Here is a 12,988-nt window from a genome sequence, read left to right on the forward strand (position 1 = left end):
CATGGACTGGGAAACGTTATACACACAGGTGCTGACCATCATTCAGCAAAAAGAAAATTGGTATCAACTCGTTGCACTGACCGTAGCGTTACTCATTGCCTCTTTCAGTAATCAACGCCTACAACGGGCGTTAGAAAAACATCAATTACAAGGTGCTACGTTTCGGCATCTGGCCATTCGCAGTTTACAGCGTTTACTGTGGCCGTTAATCGCCTTACTGGTGTTAATCCCCATTAAAACCGCCTTTGTGCAACAAGAACTGCCGATGGAGTTGTTAGGGTTCGCTACGCCTATCTTGTTGGCCTTAGCCATGATCCGCTTTTGTATTTATCTGCTACGTAAAGCGTTTTCGGTAAGCCCTTTACTTAAGTCATCCGAAAGCGTGTTATCGGTGCTGATCTGGTTAGCCGTTGTATTACATTTAGTCGGTTGGTTACCGGCCGTTATCGTTATGCTGGATAGTTTCGCATTGACTGTCGGTGAAAGCCGTATCTCTGTGCTATCGGTAATGAAACTGCTGTTTATGATTGCCTTAGCCTTTACCTTAGCGCTTTGGCTCTCCACACTAATTACCAATAAACTGGAACGTACACATTCTATTAGCCCGAGTATGCGGGTTGGATTTGCTAAGTTCACCAAGTTTTTCTTAATTACGGTGGCGTTTTTAGTCGCGTTAAATGCCGTAGGCATTAACCTTAGCTCACTGGCAGTATTTGGTGGTGCTCTGGGTGTTGGTTTAGGTTTTGGTTTACAGCGGATCGCCTCTAACTTTATTAGCGGCTTTATTCTGGTACTCGACCGTTCTATTAAACCCGGCGATATTATCTCGGTGGGCGATAAGTTTGGTTGGGTTGAACAACTGAATGCACGCTACTTAGTGGTACGTAACCGTGAAGGGGTAGATACCTTAATCCCGAACGAAAATATGATCACGAACGAGGTGATTAACTGGAGTTACGCCGATCCGTTCGTGCGCGTAGTGATTAAAGTGCAAATTAGCTACGACGACGACCCAGAGCAAGCCATGGCTCTTATGCTCGAATGCGCCCAAGCCTCCGCTCGGGTATTAACGGAGCCCGCCCCTACTGTCCGTTTAATGGAGTTTGCCGACAGCGGCATTGAACTGCAATTACGCGTGTGGATTGGTGATATGGAAAACGGCACCGCTGCGGTGAAATCGGATATTAACGTGGCTATTTGGCGCATCTTTAAAGCCAATAATATTACTATTCCGTATCCACAGCGTGATTTGCACATTAAAAGCTGGCCGAGTAAACCGCGCTCAGACCATTTGCCCAGTGATATTAGCGATGAGCTATAACTGCAAGGCCTGATAAATCATCGTCATAATACTGCCGTAGCGGCCGGTTTCAAACCGGTCGCCACTAAAGTAATACCCCTCACCGTCAGCCACTATCGGGCTGTGTTTTTTATTGGTCAGTAGCACCACCAGCAGATTATGCGCTGGATCGATCACCGTTGCGGTTCCGGTCCAGCCGGTATGGCCGTAGGCATATTGACTGGCATAAGCGCCAAAATGCCATGCTAAATCGCCCTGAACTGCAGTACGCCAACCCAGCGCATATTGATGATCATAAGGAGAGGCTGCCACAAACTGCTGTATCGTCGCTTGATCAAAGAAGCGTTGCCAACCATAGCCACCGCCCTGCAACGCCACTGACATCAACACCGATAAATCTGCCGCAGTGCTAAATAAGCCAGCATGCCCAGCGACACCTTGAAAAGAATAAAACGCTTTTTCGTCATGCACTTCGCCCCGCAGCACCCCTTGGCGATTAGCAGGAAAACTGACACGGCCACCTCGGCTATTGCCTTGTAATTCGGTTGCGGCAATCCGTGTTACTGCCACACCGTGCTGCAACGGATTAAACAAAGTATCAGCCAAACCTAACGGCTGATAAAATTGCTGCCGAACAAACACATCTAAAGGCTGTGCGCTTATTTTCTCAATCAGCATACCAAGCAACATATAATCGACATCGCTGTACACCGACTGCGCGCCGCGCTCAGTCGCAAAGGGAACTTGCGTTAAAATTAAGTGCTCGGTGTGCGCTTTGTTTAGCGAATAAAACGCAGCGCCGTGTCGGTTGTCGGGGCGAAAAAAATGCACCTCAGGCGGATAACCGGCAATATGATACAGCAAATCGCTGACCAAACGCTGCTCACGCCCTTCGCCCTGATAATCGGGTAAATAATGCTGGATGGGTTTAGTCACATCTAACTTGCCTTGGCTTACCAACTGCATCAAGGCATAGTTAGTGGCATACATTTTAGTATTAGAGGCGATATCAAACAGCGTGTAGTGCTGCATGGGCTCGGGCTTTGAGACACCACGGCCATCATCGGCATAACGCTGGCTATAACCATAGGCACTGTGTTTAATCACCACGCCATCTTTAACCACCAACAAGACGGCCCCCGGAAACCCCTCGGCAATCTCCGTCTCGATTAACTGATCTATCGGCTGAAACGCCAAGGCATATTGCTGTAAATCGGTGCGTAACGTAGGAAATGGCAGGCTCAGTTTGACTTCAGCTGAAGCAGGAACGCTGCTGAGATAACGCAGACGGTTTTCACCATTGCGGGTATAACGTGATACATCAATCTTTACCGGTCGACCATCAGCCGGGCGTTGCACCCGAATAAGTTGTTGATTAACTTGCAACAGCAACTCTGTGGCTTGCTGCAAATCAATCAGTATTTCACCCTGCCCAGCATAAGCTAAAAAACTGCGGGTGTTATTAAGCTTACTGCGCTCACTGCGCTGCTCTGGCCAGGTAAGTTGTAACTGGCCATGCCCTTCGGCTAAGGCCAGTTGCTCCGCTGGGGTTAACGGCAGAGGTACGGCAAAACGTGACCAACCAAACAGACTGCATCCTGCCAGCAGGCACAAACTTAAACTTAACAGCAAGGTGCGCAGTGACAGCATAGGTTCAGCCCTTTTCGTTTTACTTACGCTAAGGTGACCTTAGCAAATTTACGTTTACCTACCTGATAAATTTGGCAAGTGCCTTTGGCAATATCTAACTTAGCATCAGTAACCTTGGTTTCGCCGTCTAACTTCACCGCGCCTTGTTTGATCATGCGCAGCGCTTCAGAGGTACTCTCCACCAAGCCAGCCGCCTTTAACAGGTTAGCAATGGGCATGCTGGGCTCATCACAGCTTAAGGTGATTTCGGCAATGTCATCTGGCAAGGCATTTTTACTAAAACGCTGAATAAAGTCTTGATGGGCCGCTTCAGCCGCCGCAGCGTCGTGAAAACGACTGATTAATTCTTTAGCTAAAGCAATTTTCACATCGCGCGGATTCAACCCTGCTGCCACATCGTGTTTCAACTGTGCAATCTCAGTTAGCGGGCGGAAACTCAATAAGTCGTAGTAACGCCACATTAACACGTCAGAGATAGACATGACTTTACCAAACATCTCGTTCGGTGCATCGGTAATACCAATGTAATTACCTAAAGATTTAGACATTTTCTGCACACCGTCTAAACCTTCCAGTAAGGGCACCATCATGACCGTTTGTGGCCGCATGCCTTCATCTTTTTGCAGCTCACGCCCCATCAACAAGTTAAAGCGTTGATCGGTGCCCCCCATTTCAACATCGGCTTCTAAGGCAACAGAATCCCAACCCTGTACTAACGGATACAGAAATTCGTGAATAGCGATGGACTGATTGTTAGCAAAACGCTTTTTAAAATCATCACGCTCTAGCATACGCGCGACGGTTTGGCGTGATCCTAGTTTGATCATGCCGGCAGCGCCTAATTTCTCCATCCACTCAGAATTAAAAGCGACCCGCGTTTTGGCCGGATCCAGAATTTTAAATACTTGTTCTTTATAGGTTTCAGCGTTAGCCAACACCTCTTCGCGGCTTAAAGGCTTACGCGTGACATTTTTACCACTCGGATCGCCAATCATGCCGGTAAAGTCACCAATTAAGAAGATGACTTCATGGCCTAACTGTTGAAAAGTACGCAATTTATTAATCAGTACCGTATGGCCTAAATGTAAATCAGGCGCCGTCGGATCGAAGCCCGCCTTGATCTTAAGAGGTTTGCCTTCCTTTAATTTGGCAATTAGCTCTTCTTCAAGCAGAATTTCCTCGCAACCGCGTTTTAGCTCTGCTAATGCCTGTGCCCAATCGGCCATTTTTAACTCCTAAGAATAAATATTTTTGCTCAGATAACGGCCATTCTATCGCATGTGCCGCCGAGGTGAAACGCACAAAAGTCTGGTATCTTCGAAAAAAAACAGATATGCTCGCTTTTTGTGCATTCTGAGATATTGTGGTTATTATGCAGCAATTAGTCGCTCAAATTCCTTCTCGTCATCGCCTGCTAATTCTGCTGGTTTCTGTTTTTATTGCTATTTTGCTACTTTTACCGTCCGAGCAAGCCTCTGCCTCTCGCGGTTCCGAACACAGCAGCTTAGCCATCAGCAACACCTACAGTGTTGAACTGAACCTCCCCGCTGAAACCCCCTTAGCGGCTTTACCTGAAGTAAGTGATGAGGTGCCGGAATTACCCGAACTAGTTATCGAACAACGGGGTTTACAGTGGACCACGCTCGAAGTGCAAAGTGGCGATATCTTATCTAGCCTGTTTCGCAAAGCCAATGTTAGCCAGCAAACTATGCTGAGCATTTTAGATTTAGGCAAAACAACACGCACGTTAACTCGGCTTTATCCCGGTGAAAAACTGGAATTTGGTTTGGATGAGCAAGGCGAATTACAACAATTGCGTTATGCCATTGATCGCCTGACTACCTTACAAATCAACCGCGGCCTTGAGGGCAACTTCACGGTAGAAGAATTACGTAAGCCCGTAGAACAACGCCAACAATTCACCAGTGCCGAAATTCGCAGTAATTTTTGGAGTGCCGGTTTAGCCGCAGGCTTAACCGATGCGCAGATTATGCAACTTGCCGGCATTTTTGGCTGGGATATCGATTTTGCGTTAGACATTCGCGCGGGCGATTATTTCTCTGTGCTCTATAATGCCGACTACGTTGAAGGTGAATTTCTGGGTAATGGCACCATTTTAGCGGCGCAATTCAGCAATCAGGGCCAGGTGTATCAGGCTATTCGCCATAGCGATGGTAACTACTACAAACCCGATGGCATGAGTATGCGCCAGGCTTTTTTGCGCGCGCCGGTTAGCTTTCAATACGTTAGCTCTAACTTTAATCCACGCCGCTTACATCCGGTGTTAGGCACTGTCCGGGCACATAATGGTACTGATTATGTGGCGCCAGTCGGCACCCCCATTATGGCGGCAGGTGATGGCAAGGTCACAAAATCAGCCTACAACAGCTTAAATGGCCACTATGTGTTTATTCAACACGCCAATAACATCGTTACCAAATATCTGCATTTATCGAAACGCTTAGTGAAAACCGGTGAACGTGTGCGCCAAGGTCAAAGCATTGGTAAATTAGGGGCAACTGGCCGTGTAACTGGCGCGCATTTACATTATGAATTTATGCTCGATGGCGTGCACCGTAATCCGCGTACTGTGAAATTACCAGAAGCACTGCCACTACAAGGTAAAGACAAGCAACAGTTTATGCTAACCGCCAGTACCGTATTGGCCGAGCTGCAACAACAACATCAGCAATACCTAGCGAGCCAAGAGCAACCTGCAGCACCACTGGTCGCTAACTAAACGCATTTAAGGTCTCGCTATGTCAAAGCGAGACCGCTTTACTTCTGCACCTGCTGTTTTTCTGCCTCAACACCAATGCGCATTTTAAACAACGTTATGCTGCCATAAACCTTGACGCATGAAATTGTAAATCAAGGCGGTGACACACAGGCAGACCAAGCCAGTAATCCAACGTCTATCCGCCTTGAGGCTGCTATCCACTGCGTACTGTGCATAAGGCAGATTTAACAACACCTCTAGCACTTTTAGCGAACTTCAGCGTTATCGTCGCCCATAAAAAAGCCCTGCAGCTGCAGGGCTTTTGGTTATAACCACAAAAATCTTAACGGCGTAATCATTAGCCGACTAAGGCTAGCAAGATACCGGCAGCCACAGCTGAGCCGATAACACCGGCTACGTTCGGTCCCATCGCATGCATTAACAAGAAGTTATGTGGATCAGCTTCTAAACCCACTTTGTTCGATACCCGTGCGGCCATCGGTACCGCGGATACCCCAGCAGAGCCAATCAACGGGTTGATACTTTGCTTTGATACCTTATTCATTAACTTCGCCATCAACACACCGGCCGCGGTACCGATAGCAAACGCCACCATACCCAGCATCAGGATGCCCAAGGTTTGCGTCGTTAAGAATTTATCGGCACTTAAACGTGAACCGACCGCTAGGCCTAAAAAGATGGTAACGATGTTAATTAACTCGTTTTGTGCGGTTTTACTTAAACGGTCGACCACACCACACTCTTTCATTAAGTTACCTAAACAAAACATACCAATTAACGGCGTGGCGGTAGGCAATAACAAAATAGTGAGCACTAACAACAGTAAAGGAAAGACGATCTTTTCGCGCTTAGACACCACACGCAGTTGTGTCATTTGGATCTTCCGCTCTGCTGGTGTGGTTAATGCTCGCATAATAGGAGGCTGGATCAGCGGCACCAGCGCCATATAAGAGTATGCGGCTACCGCAATAGCGCCAAGCAAATCAGGCGCTAAGCGCGATGCTAAAAAGATCGCCGTTGGACCATCAGCGCCACCAATAATGGCAATCGCTGAAGCCTCTTTCATGGTAAAACTTAAACCGGGTACCCAGTTCAGTGCGATAGCCCCAAGTAGCGTAGCAAAAATACCAAACTGCGCGGCGGCCCCTAAAAACAACATCCGCGGATTAGCAATTAAAGCGCTAAAGTCGGTTAAAGCACCCACCCCCAGGAAAATGAGCAACGGGAATAAACCCGAGGTAATACCCATATCATAAAACAGATAGAGTACCCCTCCAGGCTCACCCATACCGGCTAAGGGTACGTTAGTTAAGATTGCGCCAAAGCCAATCGGAACTAACAACAAGGGCTCAAAACCTTTGGCGATAGCCAAAAACAGCAGCAGCACCCCAACCAACATCATAATGATTTGGCCAGGGCTAAAGTGCACTAACCCCGTTGAGTCAATCAGTGTTTGAATAGCTTCCATCAGAAATCCTTGTTATCTCAACACTGCATTAATCAAAACTGATTAGCACATCGCCGGTCGTGACAGAGTCACCGGCCGCAACATGAATTTTCGAGACAGTACCATTGGCCACCGCCCGCACTTCAGTTTCCATCTTCATCGCTTCCATAATGATCACCACATCACCCCGTTGCACGCTGGCACCCGGCTTGGTCACGATTTTCCAGATATTACCGGCTAAGGGGGCATTTAACGTTGCACTACCGGTAACCGAGGCGCTACCAGGGATATTTTCAGATACCACCGGTTTAACGCTGCTTAATTCACCTGTTGGCGCAACATCAACCTCATACACTTTACCGTCTACCCGCACGCTATAGCTCGCTGGGCCGGTGTTAGCCTGTGGTTGACGCTCTGCCACTTTGGGTTTTGCTGAAGAAGAAGGCATAACCGGTGCAGGCTCAAACGCCGCCGGATTGTTACGATTTTTTAGGAACTTCAAGCCCACTTGTGGGAATAAGGCGTAAGTTAATACGTCATCAACAGTATCAGTGGCTAAATCGATGTTTTCGGTTTTCGCGAGTTCGGTGAGTTCTGCGGTGAGTTTCTCTAACTCTGGCGTTAATACATCCGCAGGGCGGCAAGTAATGGCTTTGCCACCGGCCAAGACCTTTTCTTGTAATTCCGCATTAACCGGCGCCGGTGTGGCACCGTATTCGCCTTTTAACACACCCGCCGTTTCTTTGGTGATGGTTTTATAGCGCTCGCCCGTTAAGACGTTTAATACCGCCTGGGTACCCACAATTTGCGATGTCGGTGTGACTAACGGTAAGAAACCCAGATCTTCGCGCACGCGAGGGATTTCTTTCAGTACGTCATCCAATTTCTCGATGGCGCCTTGTTCTTTTAACTGACTTTCCATATTGGTGAGCATGCCACCGGGCACTTGCGCTAACAAAATACGGGCGTCAACGCCTTTTAATGAGCCTTCAAACTGGGCATATTTCGTTCGAACATCACGGAAGTAAGCCGCAATTTCTGCCATCAGCTCCATATTCAAGCCGGTATCACGTTCTGTGCCTTCAGTGATTGCAACCATTGTTTCCGTTGCAGTGTGACCATAGGTCATACTCATAGAAGAAATGGCGGTATCAAGCATATCAATACCCGCATCAATGGCTTTTTGATACGTAGCGGTGCTTAAACCGGTGGTGGCATGACATTGCATGGCAATGGGTATTTTTACTTCTTCTTTTAAACGGGTAATTAACTCTTCACAGGTATAAGGTTTAAGTAAACCGGCCATGTCTTTAATACAAATGGAGTCACAACCCATATCTTCTAACTGCCGCGCCATATTCAACCACATATCAATGGTATGCACTGGGCTGACGGTATAAGAAATGGTGCCTTGGGCATGCGCGCCCACCTTGATGGCCGCTTGTACTGCGGTTTGCAAATTACGAATATCGTTCATGGCATCAAAGATGCGGAATACATCTACACCGTTGTCGTGAGCGCGTTCAACAAAGCGCGTGACAACATCATCGGCATAGTGGCGATAACCCAGTAAGTTTTGACCGCGTAACAACATTTGTTGCTTGGTGTTTGGCATGGCTTTTTTTAATTCGCGAATGCGATGCCAAGGATCTTCACCTAAATAACGTATACAAGAATCGAAGGTGGCCCCACCCCAAGACTCCATTGACCAGTAACCGACTTTATCTAACTTGCTGGCGATTGGCAGCATATCTTCTAAACGTAAGCGGGTAGCCAACAACGATTGGTGTGCATCGCGCAACACCAGCTCGGTTAATAACAAAGGCTTCGTCATGCCAGTATCCTCTTGGTCTGTTTATTGTTTTTGACGGTACTGATGCACTGCAGCGCTAATAGCAGCAATGATAGTAGGGGAAACACCGCCGGCAGCCGTTGTGCTGACGTGAGATGATTTTTCGGTTTGTTTAACAGGGAAATAACGCTGGATCGTTTTGCTCATGAGTTGCAGTAACACCACCAGCAAAAAGAGAAAAGTAAACACCGAGACCATGCCTATCAGCATCAATCCCGCTGCTTCAAACAGTAAATCAGCAACCATCGTTAAATTCCTCAACGTGTTTACACAGTGGCGCTTGCTTAAAAACCTTAGCAAGCGTTAGACAATAGTTAAAAGAGTATGGTCTAAACTGTTGTGATAATAAAATAAATTAGCGTGATACTTACTATAGGTCTTTTTAGCCGATTGCCAGCTTAGCGTCAAGAGTTAGGCCGTTTAAATTTCTAGACATCCAAACAGCTAAATATAATCCCACTTACGTTAATGCTGCTGCACGGCTAAGGTGATGTCCTGTAATAACTGCTGCCAGCCTATACTCAAGGCGTTTACCATGGCAGGATAACCGGCATCGGCCAACGGTACCTGATACAAAAAGGCTTGTGTTTGCACCCGTTGTTCGTCACTAATACTGTAACGGCCACTAACCACAGCCTGACCAGCTGCATCGGCATAAAAACGGTCAATATCTAAGCGTAATAGCGCAACTTGTGCCGTCGGTTGTGGCAATAACGCCAGCTTTGGCACACTGGTCAATAAATATTCGGTAAGCTGACGTTGCAGCTGCTGCTCTAAAGAATCTGTCCACAGATGCTGTCGCGCGATACTAAACTCGACCGTTGATTGTTGCACCACTAAACCACTGCCATTTAAATAACTCGCCACTCTCACTGGCGCAATGGCTAATGCGGCTATCGCTGCTGGCTCGACTGGCTTGGCACTTGGTGCTGCAACCTGATAATAACGTGTACCATTAACAGTGTTGCTGCAGGCACTTAAGGTGATCAGCAAGGCCAATATGACAAGTAAATGTAGTTTCATTGTTGAGCTTTCCTTGGCTGCGGATCGGCATTATCACTGGCATTGATCAGTAAGGCATTGCTTTGCTGATTCAGCATTTTCAACACCGGTTGTAACTCTCTTAGTACCTGATCCATCATTTGCAAATTCATTCCCGCTCGTTCATAAGCGGTTGACCCCGGGCTTACTCCGGCTAACGCTTGGCGTAAGTCGGTTAAGCTTTGCTGCAATTCACTCGGTAACTGTTGTAACTCAGGTTGGCTAACAAACTGCTGTAAGGTCGCTAATAACTGCTCACTGCTGGCTAGCATTTGCTCTGTTGCTGCCAAGGTTTGTTGGCCCTGCGTTAAGAATTCTTCTAATTGTAGATTATTGATTTTATCCAGTGCCATCAGCACTTTTTGCTCAATGTTACTAAAACCGCTGCGCGCTGAGGGTAAGCTGGGATAGCCCGCCTGGCGACTTAACAACAATTGCTCGTTATATAACGCTTGTTGCCGACTATCGGCTAAGAGCTCGCTGTTGATATCCAAATCGACATAGAGTGCTCCCGTTAATAAATTACCGGTTTTTAATACGGCATGAAGGCCACGACTTACCGCCTGGCTAAGTTCATTGCCCAATTGCGCTAAGGTGAGGTTTTCATAAAGCCGGCCGGCTTCAATTCTTAACAGAACGGGCACCCCTTGATTCAACGAGACTTCAAACGGTTTTTTCATCGCGAAAAAGAACGGTACACTGGTAACGGTACCTACTCGCACCCCTCGAAACTCAACCGGCGCACCGGCCTTTAAGCCGCGTACCGATTCATCAAAAAAGACCAGATACTCTACAAACTGATAATACATACCATCTTGGATGCTTTGCTTATCCGGAAACAACTGAAACTCGGTACCATTTTCGGCCGCGGCACCAACAGGCCAACCATCTAGCACATCAAAACTGACACCGCCGCTCAGTAAGGTCGCGGCAGAGCCCACATCCACTGACAGACCTTCTGCCGATAAGTCGATAGACAAACCACTGCTTAGCCAAAACCGCACATTTTCAGTAACCAACACGTCAAAAGGTTGTTTGATATATAACTGATAATGCGTGCTGCGCGTGCTTAGTTCAAATTCGCTGCTTTCCACGGTGCCCACTTCATAGCCTCGGTATAACACCGGATCACCAATGGTTAAGCCGCCCGCATCAGAGGTTTGTAATTTTACACGCACGCCAGGTGCATCAGCTGAAGCAACGGGTGGGGTATTTAATAACGGATGGGTGAGCACCACCCGAGTCGCATCACCGGGTTGTAATTCAATATAAGAGCCCGACATCAGGGTATTTAAGCCGGTTACACCACCTCGACCAATTTGGGGTTTCACCACCCAAAACTGTGACGCTTCGTTTAACAATGGCGTCACATTCGGCTTCATACGCGCTTTGATCATCACTTGACTAAGATCTTCACTCAATTCAACCGAGACCACCTGCCCAACATCGACATTACGATTCTTAATTTGGGTTTTACCGGCAACAATACCTTCCGCGTTTTCTGCCACGAGCAACAACATCGCGCCTTGTTGCTGAAAATGGTTATATAACATCCACAAACCAATGAGGATAGCGACGATAGGTACTACCCAAATCGGCGACCACTGCTTGATCGGACTTACATCGGCCTGCACTAACTCTGCCTCTGTCACACATCTCTCCTTGTCTCAGCTTGCTGATCCCACAGCAAACGCGGATCAAAACTTATTGCCGCCAACATGGTAATCACCACCACTGCAGCAAATACTAACGCCCCCACTCCGGGATAGACGCTCATCAGCAAACCGAACCGCACCAAAGCTGCCAAAATGGCCACCACTAACACATCGACCATGGACCAGCGTCCTACCCAATCCACCAATAAATAAATTTGCGTGCTCATCTTACCTTGTCTGGCTGTGGGGTACTTTGTCAAATAGCATAACCAGAACATCACGATGATTTTCACTATGGGCACCACCACACTGGCTAACAATATCACAATCGCCACCGGATATTCGCCGTCTTGCCACATTAACAATAAACCACTAATGATGGTTGAGTCGGTAATACTGCCAAAAGAGACCGTACGCATTATGGGTAACAAATTTGCCGGTATATACAAAATACAAGCCGCCAGCAAAAGTGCGAGTGTACGCTGCAAGCTCGCAGGATTACGGGCATACACCCGGCTATGACAGCGCGGACAATGCGTGCGCTGCTCACGCATAATCGCGGTGCAACACTGGCATAATTTTAGCTGTTGGCTTAAACCACTTTGCCCGACTTTCGCCGCTACCGCCGGTTGCGGGCTCGGCGCAATCTTCGACCAGAGTTGATGGCGGTCGATCACCTGAAAAGTACGTAAATGAAATAAACAAAATAAACAAAAAGCCCAAAAGCTTGGACCCAGTGAAATATCGGCATCGGCAACCAACTTAACAAAGCTGATTAACAACCCCATCAAAAAGATGTCCACCATACTCCACGGCTTCAACATAAACAGCACGCGGGCCACCCAAATACGTGCTGGCAAACGGTAAACCATACCCAACTTTAAATAAATCACTGCCACCATGCAAAATGCCGGAACCGCTTGAATAAATAACCAAACTAAGATTGCTAAGCTTTGGTGGTACTCATTAAACAATACCGAGGACGCATCAAAAAAATGCATTTCGCTATGGTTACCGGCTAAGCCCATACTGACGAAAGGAAATAAATTCGCCATTAACAACATAAACAGCGCCGAAGCCGCATAAGAGACTGGGCGTAAGATGGGCTGTGGCTGTCGTGCATCCAGCCGAGAATGACAACGGCGACAGTGCGCTTCTTGTCCGGCTTGTAAACTGGGTAATTGTTGTAATAAATCACAATGCCGGCACAGCACCAATTCGTCGTTTGGCGCTGAAGCAGCAGAAAAAGATGGTGGAAGCGTTTGACCGTTAGCGATGGACACGAATGAATTTGCCCTCGAGG

At 47.5% G+C, this 12,988-nt stretch carries 10 protein-coding genes; 2 read left to right on the forward strand and 8 right to left on the reverse strand.

Translation table 11 applies throughout. The features are described 5' to 3' along the window. Position 1 precedes the first annotated feature (1 nt). Positions 2-1,321, forward strand: a complete 1,320-nt coding sequence (locus L1N97_RS01935) for a mechanosensitive ion channel family protein (protein WP_236128670.1) — start codon at positions 2-4, stop codon at positions 1,319-1,321. Here the strand turns inward: L1N97_RS01935 and pbp4b are convergent. Beyond that, the gene (gene pbp4b, locus L1N97_RS01940) at positions 1,316-2,950 is read right to left on the reverse strand and encodes a penicillin binding protein PBP4B (protein ID WP_236128671.1); all 1,635 of its coding nucleotides are present in this window, start codon (positions 2,948-2,950) and stop codon (positions 1,316-1,318) included. The two genes, L1N97_RS01935 and pbp4b, sit on opposite strands and share 6 nt — an antisense overlap. Before the next feature lie 23 nt (positions 2,951-2,973). Beyond that, positions 2,974-4,176 (reverse strand): tyrosine--tRNA ligase, encoded by a 1,203-nt coding sequence (gene tyrS / locus L1N97_RS01945; RefSeq protein WP_236128672.1) that lies wholly within the window; start codon positions 4,174-4,176, stop codon positions 2,974-2,976. Between the two features lie 146 nt (positions 4,177-4,322). Between tyrS and L1N97_RS01950 the strand changes: the two genes are divergently transcribed. Beyond that, positions 4,323-5,690 carry a peptidoglycan DD-metalloendopeptidase family protein gene (locus tag L1N97_RS01950; protein WP_229585441.1) on the forward strand — a complete coding sequence of 456 codons (1,368 nt, stop codon included), beginning with the start codon at positions 4,323-4,325 and terminating at the stop codon, positions 5,688-5,690. 337 nt (positions 5,691-6,027) lie between these two features. On the opposite strand, the gene L1N97_RS01955 is transcribed toward L1N97_RS01950, so the two are convergent. The 6 genes from L1N97_RS01955 to L1N97_RS01980 form a co-directional block, all read right to left on the reverse strand. Continuing rightward, entirely contained in the window at positions 6,028-7,158 is a 1,131-nt protein-coding gene (locus L1N97_RS01955; RefSeq protein WP_236128673.1) for a sodium ion-translocating decarboxylase subunit beta, read from the reverse strand. Positions 7,159-7,186: 28 nt separating this feature from the next. After that, entirely contained in the window at positions 7,187-8,971 is a 1,785-nt protein-coding gene (gene oadA / locus L1N97_RS01960) for a sodium-extruding oxaloacetate decarboxylase subunit alpha (RefSeq protein ID WP_236128674.1), read from the reverse strand. A 21-nt stretch (positions 8,972-8,992) separates the two neighbouring features. Further along, positions 8,993-9,235, reverse strand: a complete 243-nt coding sequence (locus tag L1N97_RS01965) for an oxaloacetate decarboxylase subunit gamma (RefSeq protein ID WP_226749670.1) — start codon at positions 9,233-9,235, stop codon at positions 8,993-8,995. Positions 9,236-9,454: 219 nt separating this feature from the next. Further along, the gene (locus L1N97_RS01970; RefSeq protein WP_236128675.1) at positions 9,455-10,012 is read right to left on the reverse strand and encodes a PqiC family protein; all 558 of its coding nucleotides are present in this window, start codon (positions 10,010-10,012) and stop codon (positions 9,455-9,457) included. Beyond that, a complete protein-coding gene (gene pqiB, locus L1N97_RS01975; protein ID WP_236128676.1) occupies positions 10,009-11,682 on the reverse strand; it encodes an intermembrane transport protein PqiB in 1,674 nt (557 codons plus the stop codon). Before pqiB ends, L1N97_RS01970 begins: the two co-directional genes overlap by 4 nt. Next, a complete protein-coding gene (locus L1N97_RS01980) occupies positions 11,679-12,968 on the reverse strand; it encodes a PqiA/YebS family transporter subunit (RefSeq protein WP_236128677.1) in 1,290 nt (429 codons plus the stop codon). Before L1N97_RS01980 ends, pqiB begins: the two co-directional genes overlap by 4 nt. Between the last annotated feature and the right edge of the window lie 20 nt (positions 12,969-12,988).

The sequence above is a fragment of the Rheinheimera sp. UJ63 genome (assembly GCF_021568285.1).
Classification (GTDB): domain Bacteria; phylum Pseudomonadota; class Gammaproteobacteria; order Enterobacterales; family Alteromonadaceae; genus Alishewanella; species Alishewanella maricola.